This is a genomic window from Chitinimonas sp. JJ19 (assembly GCF_036961565.1).
In the GTDB taxonomy this organism is placed as follows: domain Bacteria; phylum Pseudomonadota; class Gammaproteobacteria; order Burkholderiales; family Chitinimonadaceae; genus Chitinimonas.
Genome location: NZ_JBAMDD010000005.1, coordinates 24,366 through 45,342, shown reverse-complemented (window position 1 = coordinate 45,342; position 20,977 = coordinate 24,366). Strand labels below are relative to the sequence as shown.

Below are 20,977 nucleotides of genomic sequence, written 5' to 3'. Positions count from 1 at the left end.
CAGGCTCTAAGCTGCGAGTTTGAAGGCGGGGTCGTCTCGCCGCAGCTCGGCCTCTATCAGGGCGTAGACGCGGTCGCGCAGGGCGGGCACGTCTGCCTCTGTCATGCCGGTTGTGGGGATGGGCGGCAGCCAGCGAAAGATCACCTTGCCCGGCTGAAACAGCAGGGTGTTGAGCTGCTGCACGCTGCGCATATTCAGTTGCACAAAGGGCTGGATAGGCGCCTGGGCGCCGATGGCAAAGCGGAAAGGGCCGTCGCGGAAGTTCTGCAAGGGGGTATTGCCACGGTTACGGGTGCCTTCGGGGAAGATGAATACCGGCCAGCCCTGGCCTAGTGCCTTGCTCAGCGCGGCCACGCTGCGCTGTCGGCTCTCGGCCGAATCGCGGGCCACCAGTACGGCAAAGCTCTTGAACAGGAAGCCCAGCAGCGGAATACGGGCAAACTCCTGCTTGGCTAGCACCTTCACCGCACGGGCGCAGGCCATCGCGCAGATGGGCATGTCCAGCATATTGCAATGGTTGCCGATGATGACGGGCGCAGGCTGCCAGGCGGCCTGGCCCTCAATCTGCAGCCGTATGCCGGTCAGCCACGACCAGCAGCGCATGGAGATGCGATTGGCGGCGTACATGACAGCCAGCCGACGGTGTTCATCCAGCAGCAAGGCCGGCAGGTAAAAAGGGATGACGGCAGCGACGCCGATCAGGAACAGCAGGCCAACATAAACGCTATAGATCGCCTTGATGAAACGCATTGCGGCAACTCGTGGTGGAACCGGACGGCATTCTGCGGCTTTCTGCGCTCAATGAACAGCTGTTCACTATCACAGCCGCCAGACGGCGGTGGGCTGAGCCGTGCAAGCAGGCCCTCAAATCTTGCCGTCCAGCCCCAGCTGCAGATACAGCTCACATACGCCAGCCGGTACCGGCTCGCTGAAATGGAAGCCCTGCATCAGCTCCACCCCCAAGCCTTGCAGGAAGCGGGCCGCCTCCAGGGTCTCCACTCCTTCCACCACAACGTCCAGCCCCAGGGCGTGCGACATCTGCACGATGGCCTGCATGATGCGGCGCCCCGATTCATTGTTGAGCCGGGCGGTAAAGCTCAGATCCACCTTGAGTATGTCGATGGGCATGTCGTGCAGCTGCGACAGCGAGGAATAGCCGGTGCCGAAGTCGTCAATGGCGATCTTGAAGCCCGATTCATGCAGTTGCTTGAGATGGCGTGATTGCCGGGCCTGGTCGGTCAGGGCGAGGCTTTCGGTAATCTCGACGATGACATCGGCCGGCCGCAGCTTGAATTCCTCGACCGTCTTGATGAGGTTGCGGACAAAGCGCGGCGAGAACAGCAGGTTGCGCGAGACGTTGAGTGCCAGGGGCTGCATAAAGCCCCGGTCACGCCAGCCGCGCAGCTTGGTTAGCGCCTGCACGGTGATCTGCTCCGACAACTCGCTGATCAGGCCCAGCTTCTCGGCCATGGGGATGAACAACTGTGGCGTGATCCAGCCCACGCTGTCATCGTGCCAGCGCGCCAGCGCCTCGATGGAGCTGACCTGGCCGGTGCGTGCATTGACGATGGGCTGGTAGAACACCTGCAGCTCATTGCCCAGCACCGCGTGGTTTAGGCGGGTCTGGATGGCCATGTGCTCGCGGCCTATGCTCTTCAGGTGCACGATGTCGCCATAGAACTGCACATTGTTACGCCCCATGGACTTGGCGTGGTACATGGTGCTGTCGGCTACCCGCAGCAGGGCCTCGGCGCTTTCTGCGTTGTCGGGGTAGACCGCCATGCCGATGGAGATGGTAGGACGGGTCTCTATGCCTTCCAGCACGATGCCCTGGCGGGCAATCTCGCGCAGGCGCTCTGCCACCTGGCTAAGGGTGGCCAGGTCGGGCAGGTCGGGCAGCATGACGATGAACTCATCGCCGCCCCAGCGGGCCAGCACATCTTCCTCGCGCAGCACCGAGCGTATCTGCCTGGCCAGTGTGGCCAGCACCTGGTCGCCGGCCTGGTGGCCGAAGGCGTCGTTGATCTGCTTGAAATGATCCAGGTCGATGAAGCCCAGCGCCACCCGGCCGCCGCTGCGCTTGGCGCGGGCCAGGGCCTGGTGCAGCAGGTCGTCCAGCAGTACCCGGTTGGGCAGGCCGGTCAGGCCGTCATACAGCGCCAGCTGGCGGATATGTTCCTCGCTCAGATGGGCGGCGGTCACGTCGCGCAGCACGCCACGCAGGCCATGGCTCTGACCATCGGCGCCCCAGTTTGGCAGCAACCGCGCCTCCAGCCACAGCGGCTCGGCGCCGTCGCGCAACAAGCGGAAGCGCACTGACAACGGTTCTCCCTGGCTGAGCACCTGGTTGTAGGCGTGCAGCAGGGGAGGGTGGTCGCTGCCGTCCACATAGTCGGTCAGCATCTGCTCCAGGTCTTCGCGGCTGGCATTGTTGCGGCCGCGCAGGGTGCTCCAGGCGGCAGAGAGGCGGGTCAGCCGGCCTTCCTGGGTCAGCTCGATCACAGCCTCTTCCAGCTGGTCCAGCGTGTCTATCATGGCGCGGCGACGTGCCTCCTCACGCATCAGCTCGGTCACGTCGCGTATCAGCGCCACCGCATTGCGGCGGCCGCCATCTTCGCTGGGCACGGCCTGCAGCCGGCCGATGCAGTAGATCACACCCTCCAGCCTGGGCAGGGTGAACTCGAATTGCTCGCGGGCTTCGCTGGCCAGTGCTCGCGGCAGGGCTTGGCCCAGGGCCCAGGCCATGTCCTGCGGAAAGGCCATGTCCAGCGGCAGGCCGATCAGACTGGCGCTGGGTAGGGCCGGGTGGTGTGACCAGACATTCACCACGATGCCATCGGCACTGAGCTCGAACACCATGTCTTCAGTGGCACCCACCAGGGTGGCCAGCCGCAGCGCGTTGACGCCCATGCGCTGTTCAGCCTGCTGCCGGACCAGGGCCAGGGCCAGGTAGTTGGCCAGGGTGGCCAGAAAACGCGGCTCGCCCGATACGCGGCGGCGGGGTTGTTCCAGGTAGGCCAGGGCCAGAAAGCCGATCAGCTCGCCGGCATCCAGCAGCGGCACGCATAGCAGGTATTGCACGCCGGCCGGCCCCAGCATGACTTGGGTAGCCGGCAGCAACTCACTGGCGCGGCGCTCCAGCATCAGGCCGGCGGAGAGGGTCTCATGCAGATCGCGATAGAGGCGGTAATCGAGCCGGTTCAGTGATTCGGCCACGGCACGCGGCAGCACGATCTTGCCACGCCAGGCGCCCACATTGTCGGCCCGCATGCTGCCTGCACCATGCCGGTACAACGCAGCGGCGTCGGCATCGGCGGCCCGGGCAATGGCCGCCAGGGCGCGCTCCAGGGCATCAGGACTGGCATCGTTGATCAACTGTCCGGCAGCATCCAGTGCCTCGAGGTAGTCACGGGTGGTATTGCCTTGCGCGGGCGTAGCGTCGTCGAGATCGCGACGGGCATTCATGGGGTATCTCCTGCCCTCTGCGGGGCGAACAGCCATCTTACTCCCGAAATGACGTCAACATGTCAGCTGGCGCACACGGTTATTTTGCCGCCTGCCTTGTTCGCTGCCTATCCCCGTCGTTGGCGATGGGCATGGGTGTCATCAAAAAAACCAAGGCCATGATTTTATTGGTTATTCCTGTTTTGGCCTGCACGGGTGGCCGTGCTGGCCCAGGCCGTCGGCACGGATGCGGCCCCTGTTGGCAAGCAACATGCCTTACCCACATTGACTAAATCTGTCACGCCCACCCCAGTCGCCACCGGCGCCAAGGGCGTACGCCGCCTGAGCGCAAAAAAGCCCGCCTGCAGGCGGGCCTCCTTGGCCTGATCAGGCGCTTACTCGCTGCTCTCCGCCTGCGCCGCCAGCTGCTCCGGTGTCATCACCGTCTCGGCATGGCCGCACTCCTTCTGCGGACAGACTTTTTCCAGGCCGCGCCGCTTGGTGGTCTTCAGCGTCAATACCGGCCACTGGCACTTGGGGCAGGTCTCGGCGATGGGCGGATTCCAGGTGGCGTAGGTGCACTTGGGATAGGTATTGCAACTATAGAACAGCTTGCCATAGCGCGACTTGCGTTCGATCAGCATGCCGGTGTTGCAGACAGGGCAGGTGACGCCGGTGTCCTTGGGCTTTTCCAGCGGCTCGATATGCTTGCACTTGGGGTAGTTGGCACAGCCGATAAATTTGCCGTAGCGGCCGGACTTGACGATCAGCTGACCACCGTCATCGGGGCAGACGCGGTCTTCGATGACCTGCACCTGCTCCTCGGCCTTCTGCTCGGCAGTCTCGTTCATGTCGCGGGTGTAGTCGCACTCGGGGTAGCCGGTGCAGCCGACAAAGCGCCCACGCTTGCCCAGCCGCACCGTGAGTTGCTTGCCGCACTTGGGGCAGGCTTCATCCAGCGCTTCATGCGTGACTTCGCTGCGCTTGAGCGACTTCTTTTCTTCTACCTGCTGCGAGAAGCCGGTCCAGAACTCCTCCATCACCGGTATCCAGTCACGCTCGCCGTTGGAGATCTCATCAAGCTTGTCTTCGAGCTTGGAGGTGAACTGGTAATCGACGTACTGACCGAAATGGTCAGTCAGGAACTTGTTCACCACCTCGCCGGTATCGGTCGGCAGGAAGCGTTTCTTGTCCAGGTTGACGTATTCGCGATCCTTCAGGGTCTTGATGATGGAGGCGTAGGTGGAGGGGCGGCCTATGCCGAACTCTTCCAGTGCCTTCACCAGCGAGGCTTCCGAGTAGCGGGGCGGTGGCTGGGTAAAGTGCTGCTCGCCGTAGAGCTTGTCTACCGGCAGGTCTTCACCGGCTTCCAGTACCGGCAGCTTGGCATTGTCCTCATCCTCGGCGTCATCCACGTCTTCCTCGTAGACGGCAAGGAAGCCGGCAAACACCAGCACCTGGCCGCTGGCGCGGAAGATGGCCTCGCCCATGGCGATATCCACGCTGGTGGTATCGAACTTGGCGGGCGACATCTGGCTCGCCAGGGTGCGCTTCCAGATCATTTCATACAGCTTGAACTGCTCGGCTGACAGATAGGCCTTGACCGAGGCAGGCGTGCGCAGGATGGAGGTCGGCCGTATGGCTTCGTGCGCCTCCTGGGCATTCTTGGACTTGTTCTTGTAGACCACCGGGCTGGCTGGTAGCGACTCCGCATCGAACTGGCTGCCGATGTACTCGCGTATTTCGGCCACCGCTTCGTTGGCCAGGGCTACCGAGTCGGTACGCATATAGGTAATCAGACCGGCAGTGCCGTCACCCAGGGCAATACCTTCGTACAACTGCTGGGCCGTGCGCATGGTGCGGTCGGTAGTCATGCCCAGTTTGCGCACCGCCTCCTGCTGCATGGTGGAGGTGGTGAAGGGTGCTGTGGGGTTGCGGCTCTTGCGCTTCTTTTCCACATTGCTGACGCTGGCCGGCTTGCCTGCCAGGGCGGCCAGTATCTCGGCCTGGGTGGCCTCGTCCGGCACATCGAACTGTTCCAGCTTCTTGCCGCGCCATTCGTGCAGGCGGGCACCGAATTTGGTCTTGCCCTTGTGGCTGTCCAGATGGACTGACCAGTATTCCTGGGCTGTGAACGCCCGTATCTCGTTCTCGCGCTCGCAGATCAGGCGCAGTGCCGGGCTCTGCACGCGGCCGGCCGAGAGGCCGGAACGTACCTTGCGCCACAACAACGGCGAGAGGTTGAAGCCCACCAGATAGTCCAGCGCGCTACGTGCCTGCTGGGCATTCACCAGGTGGCTGTCCACATCACGCGGGTTGGCCACGGCGGCCTTGACGGCGGTTTCGGTGATTTCGTGGAACACCACGCGCTTCACCAGTTTCTTGTCCAGTGCCTTCTTGCCGTTGAGTATCTCCAGCAGGTGCCAGGAGATCGCTTCGCCTTCGCGGTCCGGGTCAGTTGCCAGATAGACGTTCTTGGCGGCTTTGGCTGCGGTGACGATGGCGTCCACGTGCTTGGCGTTCTTGGCGATGACCTGGTACTTCATGGCAAAGCCATGGTCCACATCGACCGAGCCATCCTTGCGCACCAGGCCGCGGACATGGCCGTACGACGCCAGGATTTCAAAATCGCTACCGAGGTACTTCTTCAGCGTTTTCGCCTTGGAGGGCGATTCGACGATCAACAGATTATCAGCCATGCGGGCTCCGCAAGAGGCGGTGAGTTGGAGTGCGTACAGCCCGGCTTGGCAAGCGGGCTGCAACGCGATATCTAGGGGTAATGTAGGTGCGGCAGCAGGAAAAGCCAATCCTGCCAGCGCATTGGACTAATGCATCTGACCGTCAGACTCGGCGAACAGCAGCTCTTCAATCAGCAGATTGGCGAGATCATCGCCCTGCCGCCAGAGCACCATCAGTGCCACGCGCTTGACCGCTTCGGCATCGATGGACTGAGCGTTGCTCTGCATCAGCCGGTCTATCAGCTGTTCGCGTTTGCCCGCACTGAGGGCACCCGAACTCGACAGGTAGTGAAAAAACGCCTGCGCCTCTACGGTCAGGCGGCTTTCTTCCCTGGGGTGCAGCACGCGTGCCATGGCGATGCTGCGTTCATCAAGCAAGGCATAGGGGGCATTGTCGAGCTCATCGAACTCGCTCAGCCAGTCCAGTGCCTCACCAATTTCCTCGTCGTCAAAGCCCGCAGCCGACAACTGTTTGGCCAAGGTGCTGCGGTCCGGGCAGTTGTCCAGCGAGAAATATTGTTCGAAGAGAAAGGCGAGTACGTCGAACACGGGAGACCTCTGGTATTGCGGGTAACGGTTACATTCAGGCCAAGCGTTGATAGCGGCCTCCGGGTAGTTTGGCGACCTGTCCTGTCAACTCCAGCGTCAACAGCATCGCGTAGACCCGGTCGGGCGTCAAGTTGGCGCGCGTGACCAGGCTGTCAATATCGAGGGGATCATGGCCCAAAGCCGCCAGCAAGCTGGCTTCTGCCGCGTCGGCCGGTGCTGCCGGGTTTTTTGCCGTTGGTCGTAAAACAGCGGGTGCCGGTGCAGCCCCCAGCTCTTCCAGGATGTCGGCAGCGGTTTCCACCAGCTTGGCGCCGTGCTTGATCAACTGGTGGCAGCCCTTGGACAAGGTCGAATGGATGGAGCCGGGAATGGCGAACACCTCGCGCCCCTGTTCGGCGGCTTCGCGGGCGGTAATCAAAGAGCCGCTCTGCAAGGCCGCCTCCACCACCAGCACCCCACGGGCCAGGCCGGAGATGATGCGGTTGCGGCGGGGGAAGTTGCCTGCACGGCCAGGCGTGCCCAGGGCGAACTCAGAGATGATGAGGCCCTCTGCCGCGATCTGGTGTGCCAGTGCATGGTTGCGGGCAGGGTAGACGATATCCAGCCCGGTGCCGACGACCGCAATGGTGCTGCCGGGGCCGCTGAGCCCACCGCGATGGGCGGCGGTGTCTATGCCCAAGGCCAGGCCAGAGACGATGCACCAGCCGCGTTGCGACAGGTCACGGCTGAAGGCCTCGGCGTTCTGCACGCCCTGGGGGGTGGCATTGCGGCTGCCCACCACGCCCAGGCTGGCGCCGCCCAGCAGCCCGACCTGGCCCTTGGCATACAGCACCGGGGGCGGATCGCTGATTTCCAGCAGGCTGGCCGGGTAGTCGCTGTCGGCCAGGGTCAGCAGGCGGTTTTCAGGGATGTCGAGCCAGGCCAGTGAGCGGGCCAGTTTCTCAGGGTCCGGCCCCTGCTTCAGTGCCTGTGCCAGCTTGTCGGGCACATGCCGCGCCAGGCTGGCCTGGCTGGCGGCCAACACCTGGGCTGGCGTACCAAAGGCGGCCAGCAGCCGGCAGGTATGCGCCGGGCCCATGCCGGGCGTCAGGCTCAGCCGTAACCAGTCTTCGCTATCGGTGTCCCGCATGGTCGCCTCCCCGGCGTCGCGGCACTGTCTCGTGCCGTCGTATTGCATTGATATCGCAGCGTGGCGAAAAGGCTTTGAACAGGCTCTTAGCCACAAACAACAGCGCGACCGGTTAGGTCGCGCCATGTTGTCCGGCTTTGCCGCAAAACTACGGGATCAGGGCTTGCGCACCACATCCAGCAGGTTGAGCGGACGGGTGCCGTTCAGGGCCAGGCCGTACGATACCTTGGGGAAAACGCGATAGATAAAGACATAACCATTGCGTTCCGCCGGGGTCATCATGCCCTTCTCGGCCTTGCTGGCGGCCTTGATCGGGCGTGGTGCCTTGTAGGCGTTGAGTACGTGGCCCAGCTCCAGGCCGTCGCGTTCGCCACGGTTGATCACCACCGTGGTGTACGGGCCGGCATCATTCACGCCGCCGACGGTGGAGATGATCTTGCCCTCCACATCGCGGGTGGGGATATGCGGCACGTAGTTGGGGTAGGCCATGCGGGGCTTGGGGATCAGGCGATCGCCAAGCGCCAGTTCCCTGGCTACCTTGGTGATGCTGATGGTGCTGACGTCTGCCACCTGGCGTGTCACGGCATCGCCCACATACAGCACTTCGTAGCCCAGTACTTCCTTGGTGTCGGGGTCGCGCAACAGCTTGCCGCCGTTGAATACCTGCCACTGGTCGCCGGGGTTGCCGGTAACGCCAACGGCATAGGCCGTGTCACCCATGGTCAGGGTAACCCGGTCGTCGGCGTTCTGGGCAATGCGGGGCGCCTGCAGGAACTCGCTTTCCTCGACCACCAGCGGCTGGGTCAGGAAGGGCACGATGGCGCTGGTAGGGATGGGGGGCGACGACATATTGTCGAACTGGGTGACGCGCACCTTGGGGTTCAGCTTGTCGCGGCTGCGGCGCGCATCATTGGCGTCGTTGCCCAGCAGGCGCAGGCGCGGGTTGCCGCTGCTCATGTCGAGCACGATCACGTCACCGGGGTAAATCCAGTGCGGATCCTTGATTTCATCCTTGTTCATGTTCCAGATTTCTGGCCACTTCCAAGGGTGTTTGAGAAACTTCCCAGAGATGTCCCAGAGGGTATCGCCCTTGACCACGACATAGCGGTCTGGGGCATTTTCCTGCAGGGTCAGCTCATCGGCCGCAGCCGGCAAGATCGCTGCCAGCGTTATAATGACGGCTGGAGCGATATGGGAAATGAGTTTGGCGCGGATACTGGACGGGCGCATGACTGGCTTCCTTGTTTGGTCGGGGCCTGGACGCTGATGGCAACGTGGCATAATGCCACTAAGTATATGCTAAGGTCATTTAAAACCAATTGCTCAAATTCTGCATCCAAATAGATAGGCTAGCAAGAAAATATGGCGATCCTGAATATCCTGCATTATCCGGACGCGCGTTTGCATAAGGTTGCAACGCCGGTTGAAAAAGTCGACGACGATATTCGTCGATTAATCGATGACATGGCCGAGACCATGTACGAAGCCCCCGGCATCGGCCTGGCGGCCACCCAGGTGGACGTGCATAAACGGGTGGTGGTCATTGATGTGAGTGAGGATAAAAGCGGTTTGCTGGCTTTGATCAACCCGCGCATAGTCAGTGCCGATGGCTACACGGTTTTTGAAGAAGGCTGCCTGTCGGTGCCCGGCATCTATGAAGAGGTGGAGCGGGCCGAGCATGTGGTGGTCGAGGCACTGGACCGCGATGGCAAGCCCTTCAAGCTGGAGGCAGAGGGCCTGTTGGCTATCTGCATACAGCATGAAATGGATCATCTGGAGGGTAGGGTTTTTGTGGAAAAACTCTCCCGCCTGAAGCAAACCCGCATTTTGTCGCGCCTGAAAAAGAACCAGCGCAAGACACTCTAAAGCGATCTGGCAAGCGCGGTATTAGGCGCCCTTGCCGGTTTTGGTGGTGTGGTATTTGTGCTGCCCTGCGGTGGCTTGGCCTAGGGTCGTGCTGGCCGATATGGGCATTTTCTCTCCTGGCCGGGGCGCCGAGCGTTGCGCGCCACCTTGCCCTGGCACCTTGTCATCTGCGCCTGCAGATAGAGTAGAACCGATGAAGCTGATTTTTGCCGGCACACCTGAATTTGCCGCTACCGCCATGCAGGCCCTGATCGATGCCGGCCATGAGATCGTGCTGGTATTGACCCAGCCTGACAGACCGGCTGGAAGAGGTATGAAATTGCTGGCTTCGCCGGTCAAGCAGTTGGCCGAGCGCCATGGCTTGCCGGTCTACCAACCGGAGAGGCTGCGTACTGAAGAGCAGCAGGCGCCAGTGGCGGCGATGGCGGCCGATGTCATGGTGGTCGCCGCCTACGGCATCATCCTGCCGCAGGTAGTGCTGGATATGCCCAGGCTGGGTTGCCTCAATATCCATGGTTCGTTGCTGCCGCGCTGGCGCGGCGCCGCCCCCATACAGCGGGCCATCGAAGCGGGGGATCCGCTTACCGGCATCACCATCATGCAGATGGATGCCGGCCTCGACACCGGTGGCATGCTCAGTTGCCACCCGGTTGCGATCACGCCCGCCGATACCACCCGTAGCCTGCATGACAAACTGGCCGCTTGCGGTGCCGAGGCCATCGTCGCGGCCCTGGTCGACCTGCCCGCGCTGCAGGCGGCGGTGGTCCCGCAGCCGGTAGAAGGCGTGACCTATGCCGAGAAGATACGCAAGGAGGAAGCTGCGCTGGATTGGCAGCAGCCGGCCGAATTGCTGGCCCGCCGTGTGCGGGCCTTCGATCCCTTCCCCGGCACCACGGCCCGCCACAGCGAGGAGCTGATCAAGTGCTGGGCTGCCCAGGCAGAAGCGGGGAGCGGTGTGCCTGGTACGGTGCTACAGGTAGGCGCCGACGGTGTGCGGGTCGCCACTGGCCAGGGCGTGTTGTGCCTGACTGAACTGCAGCGTCCTGGTGGCAAGCGTCTGCCGGTGCGGGATTTTCTGGCGGCGGGCAAGCTGGCCGTCGGCGATGTGCTGGGCTGATGCCCGCGCTTCGCCGTTTGATCTCTATTGCATCACCTTACTCATAGAAGCCTTGCCATGTTCCTGACCCAACGCCTGGCCAGCGAGGCGGTTGCCGCCGTCCTGGCCGGCCGCAACCTGACCGATGTGCTGGCCCGCCAGCGCCAGCGCAGCCCCGAGCTGGAGCCGCGCCAGCGTGCGGCCATCCAGGATATCGCCTACACCACACTGCGCCATTACGGCGAGGTGGATTTTGTGCTGGGGCGCTTGCTCAAGCGGCCGGATACCGACCCTGCCATCCGTGCCCTGCTGGCGACCGGTATCAGCCAACTGGCCTGGGGCCGTAGCGCCCCCCACGCGGTGGTGGATCATGCCGTCAAGGTGGCAACCCAGCTCAACGGGGGTTACGCCAAGGGCATGGTCAATGCCGTGCTGCGCAATTTCCTGCGGCAGAAAGACGCCTTGCTGGCCGCCGCCGGCCAGGACGACAAGGCCCGCTGGAACCATCCGGCATGGTGGGTGGCGGCCATGCGCAAGGCCTATCCGCAGGATTGGCAGGCGGTGCTGACGGCCAACAACCTGCATCCGCCTATGAGCTTGCGGGTCAATCGCCGGCAGCAGCAGCGAGATACCTATCTGGCCAGCCTGCGGGCTGCAGGCATGGCTGCAGAGGCAGATGGCGAGGTGGGCATACGTCTGCAGGAGCCGGTGCCGGTCGACAAGCTGCCCGGTTTCTTCGAAGGTGTGTGTTCGGTGCAGGATATCGGCGCGCAGTGGGCTGCGCCCCTGCTGGATGTGGCCGATGGCATGCGGGTGCTGGATGCCTGTTGTGCCCCGGGGGGCAAGACCGGCCATTTGCTGGAACTGGCTGCGCTGGAACTGACAGGGTTGGATGTCGATGAGGCCAGGCTCAAGCGGGTGCAGTCCAACCTCGACCGGCTGGGGCTCAAGGCCAGGCTGGTGGTGGGCGATGCGGCCCAGCCTGCCGGCTGGTGGGACGGCCAGCAGTTTGACCGCATCCTGGCCGATGTGCCGTGTTCGGCCTCGGGGGTGGCTAGGCGCCATGCCGATATCAAATGGCTGCGTCGGCCCGACGATTTTGCGCAATTCGCCACGCAGCAGGCCGCCATGCTGGAAGCTTTATGGGGATGTCTCAAACCGGGTGGTAAACTGCTTTACGTAACCTGCTCGGTGTTTCCGCAGGAAAACGAACAACATGTCGCTGATTTCCTGACGCGCCACCCCGACGCACGGCGGCTGTCCCTGCTACCAGGCATGCCGGAAAGCGGGCAACTGCTGCCTAACGAACGCCACGATGGCTTTTTCTACACCCTGCTTGCCAAGGACTAACACACAGCGCCTGCTGCTGCAGCTTTGTGCCCTGTTGTGTTGCCTGCCGTTATGGGCCGGCGGCATAGCGTTGGAGTCCTATCATGGCGTGGAGCAGGAGGGGCGGCTCAGCATTGATGCCCGCTTCCTGGTCAGCCTTGATGCCATGCATGAAAATGCTTTGCTATCCGGGGTGCCACTCACCTTCGCAGTCGAGTTCACGCTTACCAAGCCCCGCTGGTACTGGGCCTGGCGGCGGGTGGCCGATTGGTTTGATCCTACCGCGCGCATTGAGTACCGTCTGTCCTACCACGGCCTCACCCGCAGCTACCGGGTGGGTGTGGGCACGCTCTACCGCAGCTACGATACCCTGGATGGCGCCTTGCGCAGCCTGGGCGTGGTGCGCGACTGGATGGTGGCCGAGCGCGGGTCGGTGACCAAGAAGCTCGACAGCCGCTTTGCCGGCCACCTGACCATGCGGCTGGATACCGACAAGCTGCCCAAGCCCCTGCAACTGGGTTTGCTGGGCGATGCCGAATGGAAGCTGAACTCCGAGCAGACTACAGTCGAGTTCGAAGAGGCCCAATAGCCATGCCCATGCGTAATACCCTCATTCTGCTGGGTTCCTTGGCAGTGATTCTGCTGTTCATGCTGGCCACGTCCATCGGCAACTCCACCGTGTTCGGCCGCTACTACGAGCCGCTGCTGGCGCTGAATATCCTGATGGTGGCGGGCCTGGTGGCCTTGGTGGGCACCCGCCTGATGCGGTTGCGCAAGCAGGTGAGGGCGCGCCAGTTCGGCTCCCGCCTGGCCTGGCGATTGACCCTGATGTTTGCCATGGTGGCGGTGCTGCCCGGCGCCCTGGTCTATATGCTGTCGGTACAGTTCCTCACCAAGTCCATCGAGACCTGGTTCGACGTCAATGTGGATACCGCGCTGGATAGCGGCCTCAACCTGGGCAACCAGGTGCTCAACTATTCGCTGGACGACCTGATGAAAAAGGCCGAGGTGATGGCGGGGCAGTTGTCCGATGAGTACGACGCCGAGGCAATGGGGATGCTGACGCGCTTGCGCGAAACCACCAATGTGCAGGAAGCCAGCCTGTTTGATGGTCGCGGCAAGGTGATCGCCCATGTGGGTGATGAGTATGCCAACCCGGTGCCGCTGGTGCCTGACCGCAATATGCTCAAGCAGGTGCAGGCGCAGCTGCCGTACCGGGCGCTGGAGACCACGCCCGATTACGGCCTCAGCCTGCGGGTCATCGTGCCCGTCAATCCCAACTATGCCAGCCAGAGCGGCTTTGGCACCGAAACCCGCGCCCTGCAGCTGATACAGCCCGTGCCCAAGCAACTGGCCAGTGATGCCGAGAAGGTGGAGGAGATGCGCAATGCCTACAAGCTGCTGGCGCTCTCCCGTACTGCGCTGAAGCAGAGCTTCGGCCTGACCCTGACCCTGGCCCTGTTGCTGGCCTTGCTCAGTGCCGTGGTGCTGGGCATGTATCTGTCGGAGAAACTGGCGGCGCCATTGACGGTGCTGGCGGCAGGCACTCGGGCAGTCGCACAGGGGGATTATTCGCAGGTGCAGCCCGTGGTCAGCCAGGACGAATTAGGCACGCTGACCCATAGTTTCAACCGCATGACCCGGCAGTTGTCGGAGGCACGCGATCAGGTGGAGCAGAAGCAGCAGGAGACCGCCTCGGCCAAGGCCTACCTGGAAACCGTGCTGGGCAGCCTGACGGCAGGGGTGCTGACCTTCGATGAAAAGTGGCGCCTGCGCGCCGCCAATGTCAGCGCGGGCCAGATACTGCATGCCGATATCGACCGGCTGGACGTACTCAAGCTGACGGACTGGCTGGAGGATTACCCCCATCTGGGCAGCTTTGCCGAGGGGGTGATACAGGCCTTCAATGCTACGCAGCAGGATTGGCACCGCCAGTTGGAGGTCGGCTTTGATGGCAGTACCCGTATGCTGCTGGTGCACGGCGCCCGCCTGCATGGCGAGGTTGACCAGGGTGGGGCGGTGGTGGTGTTCGACGATGTCACCGATTTGCTGCGCGCCCAGCGCGATGCCGCCTGGGGCGAGGTGGCCAAGCGCCTGGCGCATGAAATACGCAATCCGCTGACCCCCATACAGCTTGCTGCCGAACGGCTGGAGCATAAGCTGGCCGACAAGCTTGATGACGCCAGTCGTGATGTGCTGACCCGCTCCACCACCACCATTGTGGCGCAGGTGGGGGCGCTCAAGCGCATGGTGGACGAGTTCCGCGAATATGCCCGGCAGCCTTCGGCCGAACTGGCACCGGTAGACCTTGCCAAGCTGCTCGATGAGGTGCTGGTGCTGTATGAAACGGCGCCGATAGAGCGTAGCCAGGTGGGTGAAGGGGCATTGTGGGTGGTGGCCGACATCACCCAGTTGCGCCAGGTTGTGCACAATCTTCTGAAGAATGCACAGGAGGCTGTAGCGGGCGATATGCTCGGCTGCATCAAGCTGCGCACCGAAAGACGCGAGAAAGCGGTACGATTGTCGGTAGAAGACAACGGTTCGGGCTTCAGTGATGCTATTCTACAACGCATATTCGAGCCATATGCGACAACCAAGCTCAAGGGAACCGGGCTGGGGCTCGCTGTGGTGAAAAAAATCATCGATGAGCATCACGGCCAGATCGTGGCCTATAACGTGGAGCCACATGGCGCCTGCGTCAGGATAGATTTACCGATTGCGGATCAAATGCAGGTGGGCCGGAACCAAGCCGGCCCGGCAGAGCAAGGGGAGAAAACGAGTGGGTAGTAACGATATTCTGATCGTCGATGACGAGATCGGTATCCGGGAATTGCTGTCGGAGATCCTGCAGGACGAGGGCTACCGGGTGGTGGTCGCGGAGAATGCAGCCCAGGCTCGGCAACTGCGCAACCAGGGCCGGCCGGCGCTGGTGCTGCTGGATATCTGGATGCCGGACACCGATGGGGTGACGCTGCTCAAGGAGTGGGGCAGCAATGGTCAGTTGACCATGCCGGTGGTGATGATGTCTGGCCATGCCACCATCGATACCGCAGTCGAAGCCACCCGTATCGGGGCTTTCGACTTCCTGGAAAAGCCCATAGGCCTGCAAAAGCTGCTGGCAACGGTGAAGCGTGCGCTCAAGCACGGTGAAGTGCAGCCCAAGGTGGCTGAGAACTCGCTGGCGGCATTGGGCAAGAGTCCGCTGATCCTGATCCTGAAGAAGCAGCTGGACCAGGCGCAGAACCTTTCCTATCCCTTGCTGCTGACGGGTGAGCCCGGCAGCGGCTTTGTCGCCTGTGCCCGCTATCTCAGTGTGGCCACGGCGCCCTTTGTGGCGCCCGATAGCCAGGATGCCCTGGTGGAGTCGGGGGCGGATCTGGTGGCCAGGGCGGCCAACGGTACGCTGTTCCTGCGCGATATCGGCCATTACGAGCGCAAGGCACAGGGCGCGCTGGTGGCCTTGCTGCCCAAGCTGGACAAGCACAATGTCAGGCTGATCTGCGCAACCAGTCGCAGCCTGCCGGAGCTGATAGACCGCTTCGACCCGGCGTTGTTCACCTATCTGTCGCAGATCGTGGTGCCGTTGCCAGCGCTGCGTGAGCATAGGGATGATATCCCTGAGCTGGCCGAGCATATCCTGGCCAGCGTGGTGGAGTCGAACAAGACCGGCCCGCGTCGGTTTGCCTCCTCGGCGCTCAATGCCCTGCGCCAGCATGACTGGCCGGGCAACCACGAGCAGCTGCACAACATCGTCAAGAGTCTGGCGCTGACCTCGGCCGAGGTGGACATCGATGCCACGCCGGTTAACCGGGTGCTGTCGCAGTTCTCGCCGCCGCGTGCACAGTCGGTGGCCATGAGCGGCCCGCAGTTCAATTTCGACCAGCCGCTGCGCGAGGCGCGCGACGAGTTCGAGCGCGCCTATTTCGACCACCATATCGGCCTGGAAGGCGGCAATATGAGCCGGGTGGCCGACAAGGTGGGGCTGGAACGTACTCACCTGTACCGCAAGCTCAAGCAACTGGGCGTGCAGGTGATCAAGCGCCCGCGTCCCTGAGTTCGGGTGGGTGGGTGTGTGCATCCACCCTACCGGAGAGCCTGGTATGAAATCAAGCCATGGCTGAGTGGTGACAGACCGAGGTAGGCGTCAGGGGGCTACTGGGGCTGGCTGTCAGCGCCGCCTGATACAGTAGGCGCTACCCTGGGCTGTCCGCCGCTTACCGTGCCACTAGGGGCTTGCCGGTGCTGGTCGTCAATCAAATGGGCTCCGGGTTTTCAATGACTGGGCTGCATAACGGGCCTTGAGGCTGCCATCATGCTACTTCCCGTCCTGGCGGTTGCCTTGGGCGCCGCCGTTGGCGCGTTGGCGCGCTGGGGGCTGACCAACTGGCTCAGTGCCCTGTCGAACAACCTGTCTGTGGGTACGCTGGCCTCCAATCTGATCGGGGGCTATCTGGTCGGCCTTGCCGTCAGCTACTTTGCCCAGCACCCCGGCCTTGCACCGGAGTGGCGCCTGTTTGTCATCACCGGCTTTCTGGGTGGCCTGACCACCTTCTCTTCCTACTCCGCCGAAGTGGTCGACATGATGCTGCGAGGGCAGTTCGCTTGGGCGCTATCCACAGCGGCCAGCCACCTGTTCGGCTCATTTTTCATGACCGCTTTCGGTATCTATACGGTGTTGTTTTTTTACCGCCGCTGAAATTTTGTCTTGTACATGACTTGTGGGGTTCAATACCCCATTTAAGCCTTACCCAGCTAGGGTAAGTCTATATCTGGCGCGCTGAACCAGGGTCATGGAATTGTGTCGTGTACAAGACGTTGTGATTAAAAATCGCTTACATCCGTGTTGCGTAGACAAGTCATGGCCTACCGTTCGTCGGCTTGATGACGATGGCATTTTGATTCCGCCCATTCCATCTACTACTACCCAGTAGGTCTACAAGAAAAAAGGCCGCCTGGGGATGCGCTCCACCGGGATGCCGAGGGTGCTGTCATACCACCTGTTACCAGGGGGTGGCAGATGCCCGGTGACCGGTGCGTACACACCCGGCCACATCTCTCCCCTGCTGATTGCAGTTTGCACCTGAACCGGCTGCCCTGATGTGTGCAGCACGGCCCAGTAGATTCCGCTTGCCCGCGTGCCGGGCAGGCACCAGGACGGTACAGCCATCCTCCCAAGGGATGGTTGCCAGCAACGTAGCGCCTTACCTATCGGCAAGGTGCACGGGGGACCTGTTAGCCGACTATCGGCGGCCAACAGGTCAGTTTTTGGGGAATGGTCCCCATGGAAACTGAGTAGAGGAAACAAAAATAATGGAGCAAGCGTTTAACGCAGTAGCCCGTCCCGTTCTCCTGTCCATGCTGGTTGCCGGTGCCCTCAGCGCCATGGCTGCTGAGCGTGTGGAACTGGAGGGTTTCACATCCGAGCGTATGTCCGCTACTGCCAGTACTGGCAGTGACAAGACCATACATAGCATGCTGGGCCTCAGTGACAGCGAGTTGCGGGTGCAACGCAGCCAAAGCTATGCCAATGGCAATGTGGTAACCCGCTACCAGCAATTCCACCAGGGCGTGCCCGTCTGGGGTGAGGCCGTGGTCGAACAGCGCAAGGCCGGCGAGGCTGCGCCTCGGCTGTCGGGCGCCATGCTCAAGAGCCTGGCCAACGATCTGCCCAGCGCCAAGCCGGTGTTCAGTGGCAACCAGGTGATCTCGCAAGCCAAGAATGCAGCCCGCATCTATGGCCCGACCGAGAATGACCAGTCCACCCTGTTTGTGAAGATGGACAAGAACAATGTGGCACGCCTGGTCTACCTGGTGTCGTTCATGGTCCACGACGCCAAGAAGCCCAGCCGTCCCCACTTCCTGATCGACGCCAATACGGGCGCCGTGGTGGAGCGCTGGGAAGGTCTGGCCCACCGTGATGCAACCGGCCCTGGCGGCAACACCAAGACCGGCCAGTATGAATACGGCACCAACTTCGGCCCCCTGGTAGTGACTGACGACTGCAAGATGAATAGCGGCAACGTCATCACGGTCAACCTCAACCATGGCACCAGTGGCAGCACCCCCTACCAGTTCACCTGCCCCCGCAATACGGTGAAGCAGATCAATGGCGCCTACTCGCCACTGAACGATGCCCACTACTTCGGCAACGTGGTGTTCAACATGTACCAGGCCTGGTTCAACCTGCGCCCTATCAGCCAGACCCTGCAGATGCGTGTGCATTACAGCAACAACTACCAGAATGCCTTCTGGGATGGCACTGCCATGACCTTCGGCGACGGTGGCAGCACCTTCTACCCGCTGGTGTCGCTGGATGTGTCGGCTCACGAAGTCAGCCATGGCTTTACCGAGCAGAACTCCGGGCTGGTGTATTCGGGTCGCTCGGGCGGCATGAACGAAGCCTTCTCCGACATGGCTGGCGAGGCTGCCGAGTACTTCATGAAGGGCACCAACGACTGGAAGGTCGGCGCGGAAATCTTCAAGGCCAGCGGCGCATTGCGCTATATGGACAATCCGCCGCAGGATGGCCGTTCCATTGGCCACGCCAATGACTACACCAGCGGTATGGACGTGCACTACTCCAGCGGCGTCTACAACAAGGCCTTCTACCTGCTGGCCACCAAGCCGGGCTGGAACACCCGCAAGGCCTTCGAGGTGATGGTGGATGCCAACCGTCTGCACTGGACCGCGAACAGCACCTGGGATCAGGGCGCTTGCGGTGTGGAAAAGGCGGCAGAGTCGCGCGGCTATTCCAAGGCTGATGTGACTTCGGCCTTCTCGTCCGTCGGCGTGTCCTGCAGCGGTGGCACCCAGCCACCGACTGGCACCGTGCTGCAGAAGGGTGTACCGGTAACAGGGTTGTCTGGTGCACGTGGCGCCAAGCTCAACTACACCATGGTGATACCGGCCGGCGCCAGGAACCTGTCCTTCGTCATGTCGGGTGGTACGGGTGATGCCGACATCTACATCAAGTTCGGTTCGGCCCCGACCACCACCTCGTATGACTTCCGCCCATACCGGAGCGGTAACAACGAGACGGTGAACATCGCCACGCCTAAGACCGGTACCTACTACGTCATGATCAACGGCTACTCGGCCTTCAGCGGTGTCTCGCTGGTTGCCAACCACCAGTAAGCCGTTACTGAACCCCGCACCGCAAGGTGCGGGGTTTTTCCATGAGTGACCGAACAGCCAGAGCCATCTGCCAGATGGACGAAGGAGTAACACCATGCAAAAGAAGATCATGCCCTTGCTGTTGGCGGGCCTGTGCCTGACGGCCTGGGCCGATAGCGCCCCCAGCGGCAAGAAAGTTTGGATTACCGTGGGTGATGCGGCCTATGTACAGCTGAAGAAGCTGGCGCCACAGGTGGTGGCCGGCGAGAGCCGCGTGCAGCCGGCCAGTGCCGGCCTGGGCCGGGCAGTGGGGCTGGAGCGCGCCTATGCCGTTGAGGTGGACGAAGGCCTGCTGGGTGGATTGAGCGAAGCCGTACACCATGAGCTGCGCCGTTGCGGTGGTTATATGGCCCACCCCAGCCGCGCCGCCGCCATTGCCGCACTGCAGCCGCCCCCGGCCGTGGCCATGGCCAGCCGCCCCAGCTATGTGATCGACAACCAGACTGCGGTCAACCCGCTGCTGCCGCAACTGCAGGACAGCAATATCGCGGGCACCATCAATGACCTGGCGGCATTTACCAACCGCTACTACACCACCAGCCATGGCGTGGCGGCCTCCAACTGGCTGCTGCAACGCTGGCAGCAACTGGCGGCTGGCCGTAGCGATGTGACGGTGGAACAGTTCAGCCATGCCAGCTGGCCGCAAAAGTCGGTGATCCTGACCATCCGGGGGACCGACAACGCCAGCGAAGTCGTGGTACTGGGCGGTCACCTTGATTCCACCGTGGGCAGCACCGGTGAAAACACCCGGGCACCCGGCGCCGACGACGACGCATCCGGCATTGCCAGCCTTACCGAAGCCGCCCGTGTGATGATCAGCAGCGGCTACAAGCCACGCCGTACCATCAAGTTCATGGGCTATGCGGCAGAAGAGGTCGGCCTGCGCGGCTCGCAGGATATCGCCAGGAAGTTCAAGACCGACAATGTCAATGTGGTGGGTGTCATGCAGCTGGATATGACCAACTACAAGGGCTCGGTCAACGATATCTATATCTATACCGACTACACCGATAGCCAGCAGAACACCTTTATCGGCAACCTGGTGACCACCTATCTGCCCACGCTGAAACTGGGCTACGACAAGTGCGGCTATGGTTGTTCGGACCACGCCTCCTGGACAGGCCAGGGTTTCGCCGCTTCCTTGCCGTTCGAGGCGACCTTCAGTCAGTCCAATCCGCGCATCCACACGGCTAACGATACCTATGCCAACATGGGCAACCAGGCGCAACATGCGCTCAAGTTCGCCAGGCTGGCTGCCGCCTTTGCGGTGGAACTGGGTAGCGATGGCCCGTCCGACCCGGTTCCTGGCGATACCGTGGAGAACTTCTCCGGCACCCTGGCCAGGGGCCAGAAGGCCAACTATGGTCCGTTCAAGGTGGCCGGCGGTACGACCTTCAAGGCCGATATCACCGGCACCGGTGATGCCGACCTGTATGTGCGCAAGGGCGCGGCGCCCACCACCAGCAGCTATGACTGCCGGCCCTACAAGTCCGGTTCGGCCGAGAGCTGCAGTGTGGCGGTCACGGCCAATGGTGACGTCTATGTCATGGTGAATGGCTATGCGGCATCGACCTTCAATCTGAAGGTGACCTATCGGGCCCAGCAGTAATCACGGTAGTCACTGCTAACTGATAGCGGCCACCTCCGGGTGGC

The 20,977-nt window shown here is 62.2% G+C and carries 15 protein-coding genes; 9 read left to right on the top strand and 6 right to left on the bottom strand.

Going from position 1 to position 20,977, the window contains the following annotated elements; translation table 11 throughout:
- Positions 1–6 precede the first annotated feature (6 nt).
- The 6 genes from V7714_RS07765 to V7714_RS07740 all read right to left on the bottom strand — a co-directional run bounded on the left by V7714_RS07765 (position 7) and on the right by V7714_RS07740 (position 9,090).
- Positions 7–750 carry a lysophospholipid acyltransferase family protein gene (locus V7714_RS07765; RefSeq protein WP_335709203.1) on the bottom strand — a complete coding sequence of 248 codons (744 nt, stop codon included), beginning with the start codon at positions 748–750 and terminating at the stop codon, positions 7–9.
- 114 nt (positions 751–864) lie between these two features.
- Positions 865–3,465: a bifunctional diguanylate cyclase/phosphodiesterase gene (locus tag V7714_RS07760; RefSeq protein ID WP_335709202.1), complete on the bottom strand. Its 2,601-nt coding sequence runs from the start codon at positions 3,463–3,465 to the stop codon at positions 865–867.
- Between the two features lie 374 nt (positions 3,466–3,839).
- Complete coding sequence (topA, locus tag V7714_RS07755) at positions 3,840–6,143, bottom strand: type I DNA topoisomerase (RefSeq protein ID WP_335709201.1); 2,304 nt, start codon at positions 6,141–6,143, stop codon at positions 3,840–3,842.
- Positions 6,144–6,269: 126 nt separating this feature from the next.
- On the bottom strand, positions 6,270–6,731 hold the full coding sequence (locus V7714_RS07750; protein ID WP_284195136.1) for a DUF494 family protein: 462 nt from the start codon (positions 6,729–6,731) through the stop codon (positions 6,270–6,272).
- 34 nt (positions 6,732–6,765) lie between these two features.
- Positions 6,766–7,860 (bottom strand): DNA-processing protein DprA, encoded by a 1,095-nt coding sequence (dprA, locus tag V7714_RS07745; protein ID WP_335709200.1) that lies wholly within the window; start codon positions 7,858–7,860, stop codon positions 6,766–6,768.
- Between the two features lie 156 nt (positions 7,861–8,016).
- Complete coding sequence (locus V7714_RS07740) at positions 8,017–9,090, bottom strand: LysM peptidoglycan-binding domain-containing protein (protein ID WP_335709199.1); 1,074 nt, start codon at positions 9,088–9,090, stop codon at positions 8,017–8,019.
- Positions 9,091–9,222: 132 nt separating this feature from the next.
- Between V7714_RS07740 and def the strand changes: the two genes are divergently transcribed.
- The 9 genes from def (at position 9,223) to V7714_RS07695 (ending at position 20,933) form a co-directional block, all read left to right on the top strand.
- Positions 9,223–9,726: a peptide deformylase gene (gene def, locus V7714_RS07735; RefSeq protein WP_284195133.1), complete on the top strand. Its 504-nt coding sequence runs from the start codon at positions 9,223–9,225 to the stop codon at positions 9,724–9,726.
- A gap of 193 nt (positions 9,727–9,919) precedes the next feature.
- Positions 9,920–10,843: a methionyl-tRNA formyltransferase gene (gene fmt, locus V7714_RS07730; protein ID WP_335709198.1), complete on the top strand. Its 924-nt coding sequence runs from the start codon at positions 9,920–9,922 to the stop codon at positions 10,841–10,843.
- A 57-nt stretch (positions 10,844–10,900) separates the two neighbouring features.
- On the top strand, positions 10,901–12,172 hold the full coding sequence (gene rsmB, locus V7714_RS07725; RefSeq protein WP_335709197.1) for a 16S rRNA (cytosine(967)-C(5))-methyltransferase RsmB: 1,272 nt from the start codon (positions 10,901–10,903) through the stop codon (positions 12,170–12,172).
- A gap of 70 nt (positions 12,173–12,242) precedes the next feature.
- Positions 12,243–12,740, top strand: a complete 498-nt coding sequence (locus V7714_RS07720; protein ID WP_335709196.1) for a DUF4390 domain-containing protein — start codon at positions 12,243–12,245, stop codon at positions 12,738–12,740.
- An 8-nt stretch (positions 12,741–12,748) separates the two neighbouring features.
- On the top strand, positions 12,749–14,938 hold the full coding sequence (locus tag V7714_RS07715; RefSeq protein ID WP_335709195.1) for a sensor histidine kinase: 2,190 nt from the start codon (positions 12,749–12,751) through the stop codon (positions 14,936–14,938).
- On the top strand, positions 14,931–16,205 hold the full coding sequence (locus V7714_RS07710) for a sigma-54-dependent transcriptional regulator (protein ID WP_335709194.1): 1,275 nt from the start codon (positions 14,931–14,933) through the stop codon (positions 16,203–16,205). The genes V7714_RS07715 and V7714_RS07710 overlap by 8 nt, the downstream gene beginning before the upstream one ends.
- 258 nt (positions 16,206–16,463) lie before the next feature.
- Positions 16,464–16,847 carry a fluoride efflux transporter CrcB gene (crcB, locus tag V7714_RS07705; RefSeq protein ID WP_335709193.1) on the top strand — a complete coding sequence of 128 codons (384 nt, stop codon included), beginning with the start codon at positions 16,464–16,466 and terminating at the stop codon, positions 16,845–16,847.
- 614 nt (positions 16,848–17,461) lie between these two features.
- A complete protein-coding gene (locus tag V7714_RS07700) occupies positions 17,462–19,285 on the top strand; it encodes a M4 family metallopeptidase (protein ID WP_335709192.1) in 1,824 nt (607 codons plus the stop codon).
- 94 nt (positions 19,286–19,379) lie between these two features.
- Complete coding sequence (locus V7714_RS07695; RefSeq protein WP_335709191.1) at positions 19,380–20,933, top strand: M28 family metallopeptidase; 1,554 nt, start codon at positions 19,380–19,382, stop codon at positions 20,931–20,933.
- Positions 20,934–20,977: the final 44 nt, after the last annotated feature.

Excerpts from the sequence above, each read along its gene's own strand:
- V7714_RS07765 (WP_335709203.1), bottom strand. The coding sequence starts at position 750 with ATGCGTTTCATCAAGGCGATCTATAGCGTTTATGTTGGCCTGCTGTTC.
- V7714_RS07760 (WP_335709202.1), bottom strand. The coding sequence starts at position 3,465 with ATGAATGCCCGTCGCGATCTCGACGACGCTACGCCCGCGCAAGGCAAT.
- topA (WP_335709201.1), bottom strand. The coding sequence starts at position 6,143 with ATGGCTGATAATCTGTTGATCGTCGAATCGCCCTCCAAGGCGAAAACG.
- dprA (WP_335709200.1), bottom strand. The coding sequence starts at position 7,860 with ATGCGGGACACCGATAGCGAAGACTGGTTACGGCTGAGCCTGACGCCC.
- V7714_RS07740 (WP_335709199.1), bottom strand. The coding sequence starts at position 9,090 with ATGCGCCCGTCCAGTATCCGCGCCAAACTCATTTCCCATATCGCTCCA.
- def (WP_284195133.1), top strand. The coding sequence starts at position 9,223 with ATGGCGATCCTGAATATCCTGCATTATCCGGACGCGCGTTTGCATAAG.
- fmt (WP_335709198.1), top strand. The coding sequence starts at position 9,920 with ATGAAGCTGATTTTTGCCGGCACACCTGAATTTGCCGCTACCGCCATG.
- rsmB (WP_335709197.1), top strand. The coding sequence starts at position 10,901 with ATGTTCCTGACCCAACGCCTGGCCAGCGAGGCGGTTGCCGCCGTCCTG.
- V7714_RS07715 (WP_335709195.1), top strand. The coding sequence starts at position 12,749 with ATGCGTAATACCCTCATTCTGCTGGGTTCCTTGGCAGTGATTCTGCTG.
- crcB (WP_335709193.1), top strand. The coding sequence starts at position 16,464 with ATGCTACTTCCCGTCCTGGCGGTTGCCTTGGGCGCCGCCGTTGGCGCG.
- V7714_RS07700 (WP_335709192.1), top strand. The coding sequence starts at position 17,462 with ATGGAGCAAGCGTTTAACGCAGTAGCCCGTCCCGTTCTCCTGTCCATG.
- V7714_RS07695 (WP_335709191.1), top strand. The coding sequence starts at position 19,380 with ATGCAAAAGAAGATCATGCCCTTGCTGTTGGCGGGCCTGTGCCTGACG.